General features: G+C 70.4%; 15 protein-coding genes. 8 read left to right on the forward strand and 7 right to left on the reverse strand.

Annotation, left to right across the window (positions count from 1 at the left end):
* Positions 1-31: 31 nt before the first annotated feature.
* The 4 genes from FDO65_RS19875 to FDO65_RS19890 form a co-directional block, all read right to left on the reverse strand.
* Complete coding sequence (locus FDO65_RS19875; RefSeq protein ID WP_137451457.1) at positions 32-1,111, reverse strand: 2,3-butanediol dehydrogenase; 1,080 nt, start codon at positions 1,109-1,111, stop codon at positions 32-34.
* Positions 1,112-1,155: 44 nt separating this feature from the next.
* A complete protein-coding gene (locus FDO65_RS19880; protein WP_137451458.1) occupies positions 1,156-1,935 on the reverse strand; it encodes an acetoin reductase in 780 nt (259 codons plus the stop codon).
* A gap of 38 nt (positions 1,936-1,973) precedes the next feature.
* The gene (locus FDO65_RS19885; RefSeq protein WP_205850185.1) at positions 1,974-3,785 is read right to left on the reverse strand and encodes an NAD(P)/FAD-dependent oxidoreductase; all 1,812 of its coding nucleotides are present in this window, start codon (positions 3,783-3,785) and stop codon (positions 1,974-1,976) included.
* Between the two features lie 106 nt (positions 3,786-3,891).
* On the reverse strand, positions 3,892-5,286 hold the full coding sequence (locus tag FDO65_RS19890) for a GAF domain-containing protein (RefSeq protein ID WP_205850186.1): 1,395 nt from the start codon (positions 5,284-5,286) through the stop codon (positions 3,892-3,894).
* A gap of 145 nt (positions 5,287-5,431) precedes the next feature.
* Between FDO65_RS19890 and FDO65_RS19895 the strand changes: the two genes are divergently transcribed.
* Positions 5,432-6,265 (forward strand): siderophore-interacting protein, encoded by an 834-nt coding sequence (locus FDO65_RS19895; RefSeq protein WP_205850187.1) that lies wholly within the window; start codon positions 5,432-5,434, stop codon positions 6,263-6,265.
* 18 nt (positions 6,266-6,283) lie between these two features.
* On the opposite strand, the gene FDO65_RS19900 is transcribed toward FDO65_RS19895, so the two are convergent.
* A complete protein-coding gene (locus tag FDO65_RS19900; RefSeq protein ID WP_137451560.1) occupies positions 6,284-6,760 on the reverse strand; it encodes an acyl-CoA thioesterase in 477 nt (158 codons plus the stop codon).
* Between the two features lie 196 nt (positions 6,761-6,956).
* On the opposite strand from FDO65_RS19900, the gene FDO65_RS19905 reads away from it, so the two are divergent.
* Positions 6,957-7,271, forward strand: coding sequence for a MafI family immunity protein (locus FDO65_RS19905; RefSeq protein ID WP_137451460.1), 315 nt, complete (start codon positions 6,957-6,959; stop codon positions 7,269-7,271).
* Between the two features lie 10 nt (positions 7,272-7,281).
* Here FDO65_RS19905 and FDO65_RS19910 read toward each other — a convergent pair whose 3' ends face one another.
* Positions 7,282-8,169 carry a DUF4118 domain-containing protein gene (locus tag FDO65_RS19910; RefSeq protein WP_240757738.1) on the reverse strand — a complete coding sequence of 296 codons (888 nt, stop codon included), beginning with the start codon at positions 8,167-8,169 and terminating at the stop codon, positions 7,282-7,284.
* A 163-nt stretch (positions 8,170-8,332) separates the two neighbouring features.
* On the opposite strand from FDO65_RS19910, the gene kdpF reads away from it, so the two are divergent.
* The 6 genes from kdpF to FDO65_RS19940 are packed head-to-tail and all read left to right on the forward strand — an operon-like array spanning position 8,333 to position 16,162.
* On the forward strand, positions 8,333-8,413 hold the full coding sequence (kdpF, locus tag FDO65_RS23375) for a K(+)-transporting ATPase subunit F (RefSeq protein WP_137451561.1): 81 nt from the start codon (positions 8,333-8,335) through the stop codon (positions 8,411-8,413).
* Complete coding sequence (gene kdpA, locus FDO65_RS19920; protein WP_137451462.1) at positions 8,413-10,080, forward strand: potassium-transporting ATPase subunit KdpA; 1,668 nt, start codon at positions 8,413-8,415, stop codon at positions 10,078-10,080. The genes kdpF and kdpA overlap by 1 nt, the downstream gene beginning before the upstream one ends.
* Positions 10,077-12,203, forward strand: coding sequence for a potassium-transporting ATPase subunit KdpB (kdpB, locus tag FDO65_RS19925; RefSeq protein WP_137451463.1), 2,127 nt, complete (start codon positions 10,077-10,079; stop codon positions 12,201-12,203). The genes kdpA and kdpB overlap by 4 nt, the downstream gene beginning before the upstream one ends.
* A gap of 5 nt (positions 12,204-12,208) precedes the next feature.
* Entirely contained in the window at positions 12,209-12,892 is a 684-nt protein-coding gene (gene kdpC, locus FDO65_RS19930) for a K(+)-transporting ATPase subunit C (RefSeq protein WP_137451464.1), read from the forward strand.
* 4 nt (positions 12,893-12,896) lie between these two features.
* Positions 12,897-15,476 (forward strand): DUF4118 domain-containing protein, encoded by a 2,580-nt coding sequence (locus FDO65_RS19935; RefSeq protein ID WP_205850188.1) that lies wholly within the window; start codon positions 12,897-12,899, stop codon positions 15,474-15,476.
* Positions 15,473-16,162 (forward strand): response regulator, encoded by a 690-nt coding sequence (locus tag FDO65_RS19940; RefSeq protein ID WP_137451465.1) that lies wholly within the window; start codon positions 15,473-15,475, stop codon positions 16,160-16,162. The genes FDO65_RS19935 and FDO65_RS19940 overlap by 4 nt, the downstream gene beginning before the upstream one ends.
* Before the next feature lie 55 nt (positions 16,163-16,217).
* Here FDO65_RS19940 and FDO65_RS19945 read toward each other — a convergent pair whose 3' ends face one another.
* A complete protein-coding gene (locus FDO65_RS19945; protein WP_137451466.1) occupies positions 16,218-17,204 on the reverse strand; it encodes a DUF4268 domain-containing protein in 987 nt (328 codons plus the stop codon).
* Between the last annotated feature and the right edge of the window lie 176 nt (positions 17,205-17,380).

A 17,380-nucleotide genomic window follows, 5' to 3' on the forward strand; every position in this document is an offset into this window, starting at 1 on the left:
TCATCGCGACGGCCGACCCGGGCGCGACCGGTCACTGGTCGGACAGTCCCTGACCGGACGGCGAGACCAGGATCTTCACCGCGGTGTCGTTGCGGTGGATCAGCGTGTCGAAGCCCTTGTCCACCAGGTCGTCCAGCCCGATCTTGCCGGTGATGAACGGGGCGAGGTCGACCTTGCCCTCCTGGACGAGCGCGATCGCCGCCGGGTGGTTGCCGCGGTAGGCGATGGTGCCGCGCAGATCGACCTCCTTGAGCACCAGCTTCTGCAGCTCGATCTGCGCGGGGTGACCCCAGATGGCGACGACGACGATCACCCCGCCGGGCCGGATCGCGTCGAAGAGGGTGTCCAGCACGACGTTCACCGAGCTGCACTCGAAACCGACGTCGGCGCCGCGGCCGTCGCTCAGGCGCTTGACCTCCTCCACAACATCGACCTCGCGGGGATCGAGGGCATGGTCGGCCACCCCGGTGTCGATGGCCTTCTGCCGCCGTAGCGCGCTGGGCTCGGAGACGACGACGGTCAGGCCGTTCGCCCGCAGCACCGCGGCGGTGAGCAGGCCGATCGGGCCGGCCCCGCCGACCAGGGCGATGTCGCCGGCCTTGGCGCCGCTGCGCACGAACGCGTGGTACCCGACCGACAGCGGCTCGATGAGAGCGGCCTGGTCGAGCGGGATGTCGCCGACCGGGTGGACCCAGCGGCGTTCGACGACGATCTTCTCGCCCAGCCCGCCGCCGCGGCCGCCGAGGCCGATGAAGTTCATGTTCGGCGTCAGGTGGTAGTCGGTGTCCGGGTCGGTGGAGTACTGCGGGTCGACGATGTAGGGCTCGACGACGACCCGGTCACCGACCGACAGCCCTTCGACGCCCTCGCCGACCTCGTAGACGGTGCCGCTCATCTCGTGCCCGATGGTGATCGGCGCCGCCTCCCCGGAGACCGGGTGGGGGTGACCGGCCGGCGGGATGAAGATCGGCCCTTCCAGGTACTCGTGCAGGTCGGTGCCGCAGATGCCACACCAGGCGACGTCGATGCCGACGGTGCCGGGGTCGACGGGCGGGGCCGGGATGTCCTCGATGCGGATGTCTCCGCGGTCGTAGTAGCGCGCTGCGCGCATGGGTGTTCCTTTCGACGGTTCGGAGGGGAGGGGGCCGGGCGCGATCAGCGGTAGACGAGGCCGCCGTCGATGAGGCCGGCCTGCCCGGTCATGTAGTCCGAGTCGGGCCCGGCGAGGTAGGAGACGAACGCGGCGACGTCTTCCGGGGTCTGCGCCCGGCCCAGAGCGATGCCCCCGACGAACTTGTCGTACGTCTCGCCGATCGCGGCGCCGGTGAGGGCGGCGAACCGCTCGTCGATGGTCACCCACATGTCGGTGCCGACGACGCCGGGGCAGTAGGCGTTGACCGTGATCCCGGCGCTGGCGTACTCCTTCGCCGCCGCCTGGGTCAGGCCCCGCACGGCGAACTTGGTGGCGCAGTACGGGCCCAGCATGGCGAAGCCGTCGTGCCCGGCGATGGACGACGCGTTGATGATCTTGCCGCCGTGGCCGCGCTGCTGAAACTTCGCGGCCGCGGCCTGGATGCCCCAGAGCACACCGTCGACGTTGACCGCCCAGAGCTTGGCGACCTCCTCCGGGGTGACCTCGGAGATCGGGTTGACCTGGGCGATGCCGGCGTTGTTGACCATGACGTCGAACCCGCCGAGGGCGGACTCGGCGTGATCGACCGCGGCGTAGACCTCGTCCCGGCTCGTCACGTCGGCCACGAAGGTGGTGGCCTTCCGGCCGAGCGCGGCCACCTCGTCGGCCACCGCGGTCATCTTCGCCTCGTTGAGGTCGACGATCGCGATGTTCGCGCCGTCCGCGGCTAGCCGCAGCGCGATGCCGCGGCCGATGCCCTGACCGGCGCCGGTGATCAGGACGACCTTGTCCTGGATGCTCATGCTTTCTCTCCCTGCTCGTTCTGTCCGGGGGTCGTGGTCTAGCGGAGGTGGTGGGTTTCCTGCAGGCCGTAGACCGGGGTGGGGATTCCCTCCAGGCGGGCCTTCAGCTGGAGCGCGAGGTAGAGCGAGTAGTGGCGCGACTGGTGCAGGTTCCCGCCGTGGAACCAGAGCGCCTCCTGCTGGGTGGGCTTCCACATGTTGCGCTGTTCGCCTTCCCAGGGACCAGGGTCTTTGGTCGTGTTCGAGCCGAGACCCCAGACCTTGCCGACCTTGTCGGCGACCTCCTGGGAGATCAGGTCGGCGGCCCACCCGTTCATCGACCCGTAGCCGGTGGCGTAGACGATGACGTCGGCCGGCAGTTCCTTGCCGTTGGTCAGCACCACCCCGGTCTCGGTGATCCGCTCGACGTCGACCCCGGATTCCAGGTGGATGTCACCGTTGGCCACCAGTTCGGAGGCGCCCACGTCGATGTAGTAGCCGGAGCCGCGGCGCAGGTACTTCATGAACAGGCCGGAGTCGTCGTCGCCGTAGTCCAACATGAAGCCGGCCTTCTCGAGCCGGTCGTAGAAGTCGGCGTCGCGCTTGCGGATCTCGTCGTACACCGGGATCTGGAACTCGTGCATGATCCGGTACGGCAGCGAGGCGAAGGTGAGATCGGCCTTCTGGGTGGTCATCCCGGCCGCCAGGGCTTCCTCGGAGTACAGCCCGCCGAGCGCCACGGTCATCAGCGAATCGCTCTTGACGATGTGCGTGGAGGAGCGCTGCACCATCGTGACGTTCGCGCCCGCCTCCCACAGGGCGGCGCAGATGTCGTGAGCGGAGTTGTTGGCCCCGATGACGACGGCGTTCTTGCCCTTGTAAGCATCCGGGCCGGGGTGCTGGGACGAGTGGTGCTGGTCGCCGCGGAACAGTTCCATCCCCGGGAAGCTGGGGATGTTGGCTTTGCCCGACATGCCGGTGGCCAGCACCAGCTGCTTGGGCCGCAGGGTGATCTCCTCGCCGTCCCGGACGACGACGACCGTCCACTCCTTCTTCTGCTCGTCGTAGCTGGCGCTGCGACACTCGGTGCTGCCCCAGTAGTTCAGTTCCATGATCCGGGCGTACATCTCGAGCCAGTCGCCGATCTTGTCCTTGGGGGCGAAGACCGGCCAATTCTTCGGGAAGTCGATGTAGGGCAGGTGGTCGTACCAGACCGGGTCGTGCAGGCACAGGGACTTGTAGCGGTTGCGCCAGGCGTCGCCGGGTCGGGCATTGCGGTCGATGATGATGGTGGGCACGCCCAGCTGGCGCAGTCGTGCGCCCAGGGCGATGCCGCCCTGTCCGCCGCCGATGATCAGGGTGTCGGGCTGCGTCGTGTACCCGAGCTGCTTGGCCTCGTCCTCCTTGCGCTCCAGCCACGTGCGACGCTCCTTGTTGGCCCCGTGCTCGGCCCCCTTGGGCCGCCGGGTGCTCATCGGCTCCTCGTGGCCCTTGAGCTCGTACATCGTGGTCAGCAGGGTCCACGCCTTGCCGCCCTTGAGGCGGAGGTGGCCGACGCCGCGGCCGACGGAGGTCTCGAACCGGATCCACGACTCGACGATGCCCTCGCCGGCCGGTTCGCCCATGTCGTCGGCGATCTCGAAGCCGGTGGGGGCCACCCGCTCGAGGTTGGCCTGCAACATGTCGCGGATCCCGTCGTGGCCCTCGACGGTGACGATGTTCCAGGTGAACGAGATCAGATCGCGCCAGTAGCTGTCCTCGACGAAAAGGTCGACGACGGCGTCGATGTCACGATCGGCGAGGGCCTGCTGGAAGTCGCCGAGCCAGGCGGTGACGGTACTGCGGGCGGTGGGTGCGATGGTGGCGGTCAACGGGGGACTCCTTCGAACTCGGGCGCACGGGGGCGCGCGGGGACACCGCGTGGGCGGATGGCCGGAACGCGGGAATGCAACAGGCGCTGGGACGAACAGGGACGGGTCAGGCGGTGGCGTGGTGGTCGTACCGGAGACGTCGAATGGTCGGGGCGAGCGAGGCCGGTAACAGGTCAGCAGGGTCGTCCGGGTAGCGGACCGACACCTCCACCCAGTCGGCCAGCCGATAGGGGCGTTGCAGCAGGGAGCCGGTCAGATACCGCCGCAGCCGGGAGATCTCGGAGCGAACCGCCACCACATGGTCGGCGGAACCGTAGATCTGCCGGGACAACTCGACGGCGTTCAGGCCGCGTGGGGTCACCGCCAGCAGCAGCAGGATCTCGCTGTGCCGGGGCGTCAGGCGGTGCGACGACCGGCCGGCCTGGGACACGATCTGCACCGTCGGCGAAGCGGAGTCACGCAGGTCCAGGACGACCGAGGTGGCGGTGGCGACCTCGTCGTTGAGCACCTCGATGAGCCAGCCGCCGTCGACCGGTTCGAGCCGGCAGGACCCGAAGGCCGGCAGCCAGGCCCGGTCGGAGTCGCGCTGCTGGGGCAGAGCGACCCGGGACAACGGGACGCCACCGGTGGAGGCCGCGACCCATCCTTCGGTGTCCGTCACCATGAGGTGCTCACGGCTACCGCGCAGCATATGAGAGGTGTTGCTGCGCAGGGTGTTCAGCGCGGCGTGGTGTTCTTCGCGGAGGAACGACTCGGCCATCCGGGCCGCCGCGTCCACCAGGGCCAGGGTGCTCGGGTGCACCGTGGAGGCCGCGCCGCTGACGTCGACCACTCCGAGCAGGTCGCCGTTCACCGGGTCGAGAATGGGCGCCGCCGCGCACGTCCACGAGTGGTGGCTGCGGACGAAGTGCTCGGCCGAGTAGATCTGCACCGGTCGGGACAGCACCAGGGCGGTGCCGATGGCGTTGGTGCCGACGGTCCGTTCGCTCCAATTCGCGCCGACCTGGAAACCGAGGCGCTCGGCGTGCTGCCGGATCTTCGAAGGCCCGTCCTGCCACAGGATCATCCCCTGGGCATCGACGATCACCATCACGTGGCCGGCGTCCTCGGCGGCGGGTAGCAGCACGTCACCCAGCACGGGCAGCACGCGGGTGAGCTTGCCCGATTCCCGTCGATGCTCGACCTCCGCCTCGTCGGCCGCGTCGGGCAGGGTGCGACCGTGGTCGGGATCCATGCCGAAGTCCAGGGTGCGTTGCCAGGAGTCGTTGACCAGCGCCCGCGGGGCCGCTGGGGCGGAGCCGCCGGACAGGGCCGCGTCGCGGATCCGGCCCAGCAAGCGGGCGTATTCACGGGGGTCCGCGCCGGCCGGCACGGCGGCTTCGAACGCGCCGTGGGTCGGGCCCGGACGGGGGGTGCTCCCGCCGGTGCGGGACCGGGCCGGTCGGCGGGTGGGGGCGGAGTCATCGGCGGACTGCTGCACGCTCGGCACGAGGTTGAGCACCACCATCTCCTGACCGCTACGCCGGGGTCGTTGGACTGACCTGGCTACCGTCTCCCGTGCCGGTTGTCATTGCAACCATTGCAGTGAGGTTGCAGTGACGTACGTCGCATGAGGTAAGCCTTACCTAAGGCCCTAGAGTGCGACCATGGCCCGTCAGAATCTGACCGCAACCCGCATCAAGCCGGCGACCAGTGAACTGCTGACGCTGTTCGTCCAGCGATCGGAGCAGGTGTCACCAGGGTTCCGCCGGGTCACATTCGGCGGCGGCGACATCGCGCGGTTCGTCCCCATGGGGTTCGACCAGTGGTTCCGGTTGTTTCTACCCACCGGTGAGGACCAGAACGCCTCACTGCGCAGGCTCCCCACCCGCCTCGACACCCTGACCTATGCCCGGTATCTGCTCATCAGCAAGGCCGTCCGACCGGTGCTGCGCAACTACACGGTGCGGGCCTACCGACCGGACGGGGCGGACGGCCCGGAGCTCGACGTCGACTTCGTCCTGCACCAGGCGGCCGACGGTTCTTCCGGCCCGGCCGCGGCCTGGGCGGGGCGGTGTCTGCCCGGCGACGCCGTCGCCATCCTCGACGAGGGCATCGGGTTCAACCCGCCCGCGGACGTCACCGGCGATCTGCTGCTGGTCGCGGACGAGACCGGCTTGCCGGCGGTGGCCGGCATTCTCGCCTCCCTTCCGGCCGACGCGATCGGCCGGGCAGTCGTCGAGGTCGGACATCCCGACGACCGCCAGCCGCTGGCCGGGCCGCCCGGGGTGAAGGTCGTCTGGGTGGTGCGTGCCGACCCCTTCGCGGTTCCTGGCCGGGCGGCGCTGGCCGCCGCCCAGGAGGTGCCGGTGCCGCTGTCCGGGTACGGCTGGGTGGTCGGCGAGCAGGGGCTGTGCGCGGACCTGCGCCGATACTGGCTGGCTGCCGGAATGCCCAAGACGTCGGTCAGCTTCTGCGGCTACTGGAAGGCCGGGCACTGACCTTGTTGAGCTGCCGGCTCAGCCGGTCTCGTCCTCGACGGCGACGTCCGTCTTGATCTGCGCGGTCCGCCGCTGCACCTCCAGGCGCAGCTCCCGCCGCATCCGTGCTTCCGCGGCCCGGCGACGCTCGGTCGGGGTGCGGGGCACCCAGGGCCGCACCGGAACCGGTCGGCCGTTCTCGTCGACCGCCACCATCGTGAAGTAGCAGCTGTTGGTGTGCCGCACCTGACCGCCGTGCAGGTTCTCGGTGGTGACCCTGATCCCCACCTCCATCGACGTGCGGCCGGTGTAGTTGATGCTGGCCTGCAGGGTCAGCAGCTCACCGATGTGCACCGGCTCGCGGAACACCACCTGGTCCACCGACAGGGTCACCACGTACGACTGGGACCAGCGGGTACCGCAGGTGTAGGCGACCTGGTCGAGGAACTTCAGGATCTGCCCGCCGTGCACATTGCCGGAGAAGTTGGCCAGGTCCGGCGTCATCAGCAGCGTCATCGACAGACGGTGCGGGGTGTCGACCCCGTCCTCGGGGCTGCCCACCTGGCTCGACGGCGGTCCGGTGGGGTTGTGCGATGCAGGGGTCGTCACGACGGCTCCTCGGGGCGGCGGGACCGGGGCGGTCACGGTACCGCCTGCTCATCGTGCGGTGGCCGCCCGGGCCGAGCGCCGACTTCTTGGCAGGCTGGTGGTCATGGACTTCGATGAGATCACCGGACGACTCATGGCTTGTCTGACCGAAGCAGAAGTTCTGGGACTACCGCAGTTCGATGTCGACAATGTGCGGGACCTCATCTCGCACGGAGAACCCGGGGTCGCTCTGGAGAATCTCTGCACGCAGCTCTACGAACTCTCTATTCCGGTCACCGCCGGTGTCCGGGAAAACGTGGCTGCGGTCGGCGCGGCGATGAACGTCGACCAGCACTACTGGACGATCCTCGAAGAGCTGGACCCCGCCCGCCCTCGCGCTGACGGAGCCAGGACTGTTGACGACACCCCGCTGCGGTGAACGGATCTCGTCAGCCCCCGGTCCCCGTCCGGCGGACCTTCACCGTGTCGGCCTGGCAACCCCCAGCCGGTAGTCGTGCTGACCGGTCGGTCGATACCGTCGCGGGGATCGAGTCCTTCCCGCCGCCGTCCGGCGGCCCGGCGGCGTCGTGGGCCAACGCGTCCGCGGTCAGCCCCGCACCGGCCTGCTGGGCCAGCAGCACCGCCACCCGCAGCTGGGTCGCGGTCGGCCGGCTGACTCGGCTGGACGCGGTGAGCAGATAGTGCCCGCGCACCCGTCCGCCGCCGACCACCGGCAGCGCGATGGTGCTGTTCGTCGGTAGGCCGAGCCGTGCGACGTCCAGCGGTCGTCCGCTGCTGACGATCCTGCCGTCGTCGCCGACGGTGGGTCCGCCGTATCGGGTGGCGGGGTCGAAGCGCACCCGGTCGACCCGGAGCACGTCGGCGATCTGGGCGCCGACCTGCTCGACCAACGACGCCGACGACGACCGGGCGGCCGACGCGGCGGCGGAGATGACGCCGTCGAGGTAGCCCTGGTCGCGGCTGGCCCGGGCGGCCTGCCGTCGCCCCCACAACGCGATCTCGCCGACCGCCGCCCCGACCAGGAGCAGCAGGGCGGCGGCCTCCAGGTTGTGCGGATCGGCGATCGTGAAGGTGAAGTACGGCTGGGTCAGGAAGTAATCGAAGGCCAGCGCGGCGGTCACCGCGGACAGCAGGGCCGCCGCCCGTTGTCCCGTCGCGGCTGCGGCCACGATCAGCACCACCAGGATCAGTACGGCGGTCGCGCTGGTGATCGCGTCCCGGGCGAACGTCAGCAGGGCGCAGGTCAGCACGGGCAGCGCCGCGGCCAGGAGGACGACCAGGCCACGGTGGGCCCGCAGAAGGGGATCGACTCGCACCCCTCGATACAACTCCGGCCCCGTTGACGAGCGCCGTAGTGGAACCGTCAAGGTTCGTGGGCCGCCCGTCAAGGAACCGTCAAGATCACCGGGCCCGACACCACGACCCTCCTAACGTCCGATCCGGACCTGAACCACCCCACCCCGGATTGGAACCCCCGCCATGACCGTCGTCGCGGCCCTGCTCGCCCTCGGGCTGCTCGGCTACCTCGTCGTCGCCCTGCTCCGCCCGGAGCGATTCTGATGAGCCCCGCCCTCGCCGCCGCCCTGTCCATCGCCGTCCTGGTGCTGGCCCTGGCGATCGTGCACGTGCCGCTCGGCGACTACATCGCCCGCCTGCTGACCTCCGCGCGGGACAACCGGGTGGAGACCGGCGTCTACCGCCTGCTGCGGGTCGACCCCCGGGCCGACCAGCGCTGGACCACCTACCTGCTGTCGGTGCTGGCGTTCAGCGTGGTCGGCATCGTGCTGCTGTGGATCCTGGTCAGCGTCCAGGGTCTGCTCCCGTACGCCAACGGCACCCCGAACATGCCGGCCGCCCAGGGGTTCAACACCGCGGTCAGCTTCGTCACCAACACCAACTGGCAGTCCTACGCCGGCGAGACCGCGCTCGGGTACACGGTGCAGGCCATCGGCCTGACCGTGCAGAACTTCCTGTCCGCCGCCGTCGGCATGGCCGTGATGGCCGCCCTGATCCGCGGTTTCGTCCGCCGAGCGACGGACCGGCTCGGCAACTTCTGGGTCGACCTCACCCGGCTGTCCCTGCGCCTGCTGCTGCCGCTGTCGTTCCTGGCCGCGATCGTGCTGGTGATCGGCGGGGTCATCCAGAACCTGCACGCACCCACCGATGTCACCACCCTGGCCGCCGGGACCCAGACCCTGCCCGGAGGTCTCGTCGCCTCCCAGGAGGCGATCAAGGAGCTGGGCACCAACGGCGGCGGCTACTTCAACGCCAACTCGGCCCATCCGTTCGAGAACCCCAGCGCCCTGACCAATCTGTTCGAGGTCTTCCTCATGCTGGTCATCCCGTTCTCGCTGCCCCGCACGTTCGGCACGATGGTCGGTAGCGCCAAGCAGGGCCTGGCCATCCTGTCCGTGATGGTCGTGCTGTGGGCCGGCGCGCTGGCCGCCGTCCTGGCGTCCGAGAACGCCCGCGGCGGGATCGCCACCCAGGCCGCCGGCGCCGCCCTGGAGGGCAAGGAGGTGCGGTTCGGCATCCCGCTGTCCGCACTGTTCGCGGTCACCTCGACCGCGACGTCCACCGGGGCCGTCGACGCCACCCACTCCTCGTTCTCCGGGTTCGGCGGCGGCGTCCTGATGCTGAACATGCTGCTCGGCGAGATCTCGCCCGGCGGAACCGGTTCCGGCATCTACGGCATCCTGATGCTGGCCGTGGTCACCGTGTTCATCGCCGGTCTGATGGTCGGTCGGACGCCCACCTACCTGGGCAAGCGGATCGGCGGCGCCGAGATGAAGTGGGTGGCCGGCTATCTGCTCGTCACCCCGGCCGTCGTGCTGCTCGGTACCGGGGTCGCGCTGTCCGTCGACGCCGGACGCAGCGCCGTCCTCAACCGCGGACCGCACGCACTGTCCGAGATCGCCTACGCCTTCGCCTCGGCCGGCAACAACAACGGTTCGGCCTTCGCCGGACTGTCGGCCAACAGCGACTTCTACAACATCACCCTGGGTCTGGCCATGCTCATCGGCCGGCTGCTGCCGATCGCCCTGGTGCTCGGCCTGGCCGGCACCCTGGCCCGTCAACCCGTGCTGGCCGCCCAGACCAGCGGCACCCTGCCCACCCACCGTCCCCAGTTCGTGACCATGCTCGTCGGTGTGGTCGTCCTCGTCGCCGGCCTGACCTACCTGCCGGCACTGGCCCTGGGACCGATCGCCGAAGGACTGACCCGATGAGCGCCCCGGTGCTCCCTCGCCCCGACCAGACCACCGAGAACCCCGGCAGCACCGGCGATGTCACCGCCAAGATCGGTGGAGGGGTGTTCCGCCCGGCCGCCCTGGTGGCCGCGCTGCCCACCGCGCTGCGCAACCTCGACCCCCGCGTCATGGTCCGCAACCCGGTCATGTTCGTGGTGCTCGTCGGCGCCGCGCTGTGCACGGTGCTGTGTTTCACCGAGCCCAGCGGGTTCGTCATCGCGGTCACCGTCTGGCTGTGGTTGACCGTGCTGTTCGCCAACCTGGCCGACGCCGTGGCCGAGGGCCGCGGCAAGGCCCAGGCCGCCACCCTGCGCGCCGCCCGGGACACCGGCGTCGCCCGCAGGCTCGACCCGTCGGCCGGGACCGCGGCGTCCACCGCGGTGGTCACCGAGATCGCCGCCGCCGACCTGCAGGTCGGTGATCTGGTGGTGTGCGAGGCCGGTGATGTCATCCCCGGCGACGGCGATGTCGTCGAGGGGGTGGCCAGCGTCGACGAGTCGGCCATCACCGGCGAGTCCGCCCCGGTCATCCGGGAGTCCGGTGGCGACCGGTCGTCGGTCACCGGTGGCACCCGGGTGCTGTCGGACCGGATCGTCGTGCAGATCACGACCAAGCCGGGCGAGAGTTTCGTCGATCGGATGATCGCGCTCGTCGAGGGGTCGAGCCGCCAGAAGACGCCGAACGAGATCGCCCTGAGCATCCTGCTGGCCGCGCTGACCATCGTGTTCCTGCTGGTCACGGTGGTGCTGTCGCCGATGGCCGACTTCGCCGGCGCGCCGCAGTCGATCGTCGTGCTGGTCGCCCTGCTGGTCTGCCTGATCCCGACGACGATCGGCGCACTGGTCGCCGCCATCGGCGTCGCCGGGATGGACCGGCTGGTGCAGCACAACGTGCTGGCCATGAGCGGCCGCGCGGTCGAGGCCGCCGGTGACGTGTCCACCCTGCTGCTGGACAAGACCGGCACCATCACGTTCGGCAATCGCCGGGCCAGCCGGCTGATCCCCGCCCCGGGGGTCTCCGAGACCGACCTGGCCACCGCCGCGCTCGTTGCCAGCGGCGCCGACGAGACCCCGGAGGGCCGTTCGCTGGTCGAGCTCTGTGTCAGCGAGTTCGGCCTGACCGAGCGGGCTGTCGATCCGGAACGGGTCGTCGAGTTCAGCGCGGTCACCCGGATGAGCGGCGTCGACGGCCCGGACGGCCAGATTCGCAAGGGCGCCGTGTCCGCGGTCGCCCGCTGGGTCACCGACCAGGGCGCCACCGTCCCGGCCGAGTCCCTGGCCACCGCCGACGAGATCTCGTCCACCGGTGGGACCCCGCTGCTGGTCGCCGAGACCCGGAGCGGGGCAACGGGTCCGGCGGCCCGGGTGCTGGGCGTCGTGCACCTCAAGGACGTCGTCAAGCCGGGCATCGCCGAGCGGTTCGCGCAACTGCGGGCCATGGGCATCCGCACCGTCATGATCACCGGCGACACCACCCTCACCGCACGGTCCATCGCCGCCGAGGCCGGGGTCGACGACTTCCTGGCCGAGGCCACCCCGGAGGACAAACTCGCCTACATCCGCAAGGAGCAGGAGGGCGGCCGTATCGTCGCCATGTCCGGCGACGGCACCAACGACGCCCCCGCGCTGGCCCAGGCCGACGTCGGGGTGGCCATGAACACCGGCACGGCCGCGGCCAAGGAGGCCGGCAACATGGTCGACCTCGACTCCAGCCCCACCAAGCTGCTGGACATCGTGGAGATCGGCAAGCAGTTGCTCATCACCCGCGGCGCGCTCACCACGTTCTCGCTGGCCAACGACGTGGCCAAGTACTTCGCGATCCTGCCGGCCATGTTCGTCGGCGCCTACCCGGGCCTCGCGGCGCTGAACATCATGCACCTGTCGTCGCCGACCTCGGCGATCCTGTCGGCCGTCGTCTTCAACGCGCTGGTGATCATCGCGCTCATCCCGCTGGCCATCCGCGGCGTCCGTTACCGGCCGTCGTCGGCGTCCCGGCTGCTGACCCGCAACCTGCTGATCTACGGCCTCGGCGGCCTGATCGTCCCCTTCATCGGCATCAAGCTCCTCGACATGGGGCTGTCCCTCATCCCCGGAATCGCGTGATCACCATGAGCACCCCCCACGGCCGCGAGTCGGCCTCCGACACCCTCTCCGCCGCTCGCGTCCTGTCCGACCGGGCCGACACCCGACCGACGGCGACGGCGCTGCTGTCCATCGGCGGGCGGCAGCTGCTGGTCGCCGTTCGCGCGCTGCTGGTCTTCACCGTGCTGCTCGGCGTCGGCTACCCGCTGGTGGTATTCGGCATCGGCCAGCTCATCGCCCCCGACCGGGCCAACGGGTCCCTGGTCACCGACGCCGCCGGGCAGACCGTCGGCTCCTCCCTGATCGGCCAGCAGTTCGCCGGCGACCAGTGGTTCCTCGGCCGGCCGTCCGCCGCCGGCGACGGGTACGACGCGATGTCCTCCGGCGGCTCCAACCTGTCGGCGGACAGCGCCGACCTGCAGGCCACCATCGAGCAGCGGCGGGCCGAGATCGCCGCGGCCGACGGGGTCGACCCGGCCGCGGTGCCGGCCGACGCGGTCACCGCTTCGGGATCCGGCCTGGACCCCGACATCAGCCCCGCCTACGCGCTCGAACAGGTCGACCGAGTCGCCGCCGCGCGCAACCTGCCCGCCGATCAGGTCCGCGATCTGGTGGAATCGCAGACCGAGGGTCGTGCCCTCGGCTTCGTGGGGGAGGAACGGGTGAACGTGCTGGAGCTCAACCTCGCGCTGACCCGGCTCGGCTCCTGACTCCGTGACCAACGACCCAGCGCACTCGACCCCGGCCGTCGGTTCCGGCCGGGGTCGGTTGCGGGTGTACCTGGGCGCCGCCCCGGGGGTCGGCAAGACCGTGGCCATGCTGTCCGAGGGGCGGCGGCGGGCCGAACGGGGCACGGACGTCGTTGTCGCTGTCATGGAGGACCACGGCCGGGACTTCACCGCCCAGGCGGTCGGCGAGCTGCCCGTCCTGCCCCGCCGCCGGGTCGAGCACCGCGGCGTGGTGGTCACCGAGATGGACACCGCCGCCGTGCTGGCCCGCCGTCCCGCGGTCGCGCTGGTCGACGAGCTCGCCCACACCAACGCGGTCGGGTCCACGAACCCCAAGCGTTGGCAGGACGTGCAGGAACTGCTTGCCGCCGGGATCGACGTCATCACCACCGTCAATGTGCAACACCTCGAGTCGCTCAACGACGTGGTCGCCGCGATCACCGGGGTGCGGCAGCAGGAGACGGTGCCGGATGCGGTGGTGCGGGCGGCCGAGCAGATCGAACTGGTCGACATGACCCCGCAGGCGCTGCGCCGCCGCATGGCCCACGGTCACGTCTACCCGGCCGAACGCATCGACACCGCGCTGGGCAACTTCTTCCGGGAGGGCAACCTGACCGCGCTGCGGGAGCTCGCCCTGCTCTGGGTGGCCGACCGCGTCGAGGAGGGGTTGGAGCGCTACCGCACCGATCACGGCATCACCGGGTCGTGGCCGGCCCGCGAACGCATCGTCGTCTGCATGTCCGGCGCCCCCGAGGACGCCGCGCTGCTTCGCCGCGGGGCGCGCGTCGCCGGCCGGGTGTCCGGACGTTCACTGGTGGCCGTGCACGTCGTCCGCTCCGACGGCACCGCCACGGGGGCCGGCAGCGCGACACTGGAAAAGCTCCGGCTGATCACCGAGAGCCTCGGCGGCACGATGCATCTCGTCGTCGGTGACGACGTCGCCGCCACCGTGCTCGACTTCGCCCGGGCGGTGAACGGCAGCCGGATCGTCGTCGGGTCGTCCCGGCACGGCCGGTTCACCCGGCTAGTGCGGCCCAGCGTCGCGCAGGCCATCGTCGACGGATCCGGCGACATCGACGTGCTGGTGGTGACCTCCCGCTCGGCGGGGTCGCGGCCGGCCACCGTACTGCGCACCGCCCGGCGCGGCCCGCAGCGCTGGACCTCCTGGCTGGCCGCCGTGCTCATCCCCGTGCTGCTGGCCCTGGCGCTGCTGCCGCTGCGGGGTGCGCTCAACCTGACCACCGTGCTGCTGGTCTTTCAGCTCGGTGTGCTCGGCAATGCGCTGATCGGCGGTGTGCTGCCAGCCGCGGCAGCCGCGGTCACCGCCGGGGTGCTGGCCAACCTGCTCTTCGTCCCACCGCTGGGTTCGCTGACCATCGCCCAGCCCGAGAACGCTTTCGCGATCGTCGTCTTCGTCATCGTCGGGGTGACGGTGGCGTCGGTGGTGGACCGCAGCGCCCAACGGGCGGTGGAGGCGGCCCGCGGCCGGGCCGAGGCGCAGATGATCGCCGCGGCGGCCACCGGCATCGCCGAGGACGCCGACCCGGTCCACGCGGTGCTGGAGCAGGTCCGGGTGGCGTTCGGGATGCGGCGGGCCCGACTGCTCCACGGTGCCGACGACACCGTCGCCGCCGAGGGGGAGGTCATGGCCGAGGTCGGCGCCGGGGACCCGGATGCGACCGACGACGTCACCATCCCGGTCGGTCGGGACGGGCTGGAGCTGGGCCTGCTCGGCCGCACCCTGCCCGGCAGCGACCGCCGGCTGGCCGAGGTGTTCGCCGCCCAGGCCGGTCTGGCCGCCGAGCGGCAACGACTGGCCGCCGAGGCCCAGGCGACCGCAAAACTCCGGGCCGCCGACCGGGTCCGCACCGCGGTGCTGGCCGCGGTCTCCCACGACCTGCGCACTCCGTTGGCCACGGTGAAGGCGTCGGTGTCCAGCCTGCGCGATCCCAGCATCGACTTCGACCCGGCCGACCGGTCCGAACTGCTGGCCGCCGCCGATGAGGCCGCCGACCAGCTGGACCGGCTGCTGGCCAACCTGCTCGACCTGTCCCGCCTGCAGACCGGCGTGCTGGTGCCGGTACTGCGGCCCCGCTCGGTCGACGAGGTGGTGCACCCGGCGCTCCTGGGCCTGCCGCCGGGGACCATCGAGGACCGCATCCCCGACGACCTGCCGCTGGTCTCCACCGACGCCGGCCTGCTGGAACGGGTCATCGCCAACCTGGTCGGCAACGCGGTCCGGCACCGCGGGGACCGACCGGTCCGGCTGCTGGCCGGGGTGGTCCCGGGGAACGGACCGGGGACCCTGCAGATCCGTATCGTCGATCACGGGCCCGGCGTCCCGATGGACCGTCGGGAGACAATGTTCGCCCCGTTCCAGCGGCTGGGGGATGCGCCCGACGGCGCCGGCCTCGGCCTCGGTCTGGCGGTCGCCCGGGGGCTGGCCGAGGCGGTCGGCGCGACCATCGAGGTCGACGACACCCCCGGCGGCGGGCTGACCATGGTGGTGACGGTGCCGCTGTGGGACCCGGATCGCACTGATCGTGCGGCGGAGGTGACGGGATGACCAAGGTCCTGGTGGTCGACGACGATCCGGCGCTGGCCCGCGCGCTCGGCATCAACCTGCGCGCCCACGGCTACGACGTGCTGGTGGTCGGGACCGGCCGGGCCGCGCTGACCGAGGCGGGCCGGGCCCACCCCGACGTCATCGTGCTGGATCTCGGGCTGCCCGACCTCGACGGTTTGGAGGTGCTGGCCGGGGTGCGCGGCTGGTCCCCGGTGCCGGTGATCGTGCTGTCCGCCCGGTCGACCTCGGCCGAGAAGGTGGCCGCGCTGGACGCCGGCGCCGACGATTACGTGACCAAGCCGTTCGGCATGGACGAGCTGCTGGCGCGTATCCGGGCCGCCGCCCGCCGGGCCCAGGTGGCCACGGGGCCGGTCGCGACTAGCGACGTGGTGACCACCCCCGACTTCACCGTCGAGCTGACCGCCCACCGGGTGACCCGCGGCGGCCAGCCGGTCCGGCTGACCCCGACCGAGTGGTCGCTGTTGGAGATGCTGGTCCGCCACCCTGGGCAGCTGGTCGGCCGCGAGACCCTGCTGACCGAGGTGTGGGGGCCGGCGTACAAGGACGAGACCCACTACCTGCGAGTCTATTTCGCCCAGTTGCGCCGCAAGCTGGAGCCGGACCCGGCGCACCCGCGGTACCTGATCACCGAGGCGGGAGTGGGCTATCGGTTCGAACCGGCGTGACGAGTGAGCCGACAGCAGTGAAACGGCGTTGAGTCCATGCCGAGACGCTCAGTACCTACTCGATGGTCGAAGTGCGAAGGCGTTCCGCGCGAGAACGCAAGACACCGTCCATCCGGTCGTACATCGCGACCAAAGTGCGTGCCGCCCACACGATGAGTCGCTCACGTTCGTCGGAGTCTTCGAGGTCCGAGACCGGCTGGTAGCTCGCGATGCGGCACGCCTTCCTGTCGTCGAGCCGTTCCCAGCTCAGCTGACCCAGGGTCTCTTCCCAATCGGCCGCCTCCGAATGGATCTCATCAAAGAGCCGCTTGTTCAGATCCGCCGATCCGCTGTCGATATAGGCCTCGACGCGCAAGGTTGACCGCTGACCAAAAGCAAAGCCCCACCGCCCCCACCGTCCTCCCGCGAAGTTGATCCAGTTCTGCCTTCCGATGTGTGGCATCCGGATAGCGGGTCGAGACTCGCCAACTGCAGACAAGACGTCGCGGAAGAAGCGTTGGCGTTCGTCGTTGGCGCCGTCGGCTTGACCGGCAAGCGCGGCGCCAGATTGTTTGACGCCTTTTTGCCACCAGTTCGGACGTGCCACCACCTCGAAGATCGGCGCTCTCGGACCGCTCTCCCCGATTTGGACGACTCCGACCTCAACCCCAAAAAAGTCGACGCCACTGTCGGTCCGCTCATTCAACCAATCGAAGGCACGGCGATGGTCGTCCCGGAAGCGAGGCGCGACCCATACCACTGCGGTCGCCTCGAGCCCAGAGGCATAGACCAACAGTTGACCCAGGTGGCCGTGATCGGTTCTCTCCAGCTGATTTTCGACGATGACGATGCGCCCGTCGTCAGCCTCGGCTTGTATGTCCAGGCGAAAGTCACCCACGATGACCTCGGTGCCGATGAGGGTCAGGGTCATACCGAGTTCGTCGGCTAGGACATCCAGGTTCTCGGCGAGCCAGGGTGTGAAGTCGCCCGCCTCCGAGATCCATACGTCACGCGCGTTGGCCACGCGACTCAGTCGCCCCAAGCCCTTGCTGTCCAGTTCCATACCTGTGACTTACCAGTTCACCTTGGTGCGGCAGATGTACCCGCGCCGGTTCCAGGAGCACTCTTCTTCGAGCTCTCGAACGTTGGATCGTTGCCGGCGTGAGCCCGAAGATGCCGGCGCAGACGACGCCGGGTGGCGCACCGGCCGCGCCACGTCCGGCCCGCGGTCGATGACGG

The organism is Nakamurella flava (genome assembly GCF_005298075.1).
In the GTDB taxonomy this organism is placed as follows: domain Bacteria; phylum Actinomycetota; class Actinomycetes; order Mycobacteriales; family Nakamurellaceae; genus Nakamurella; species Nakamurella flava.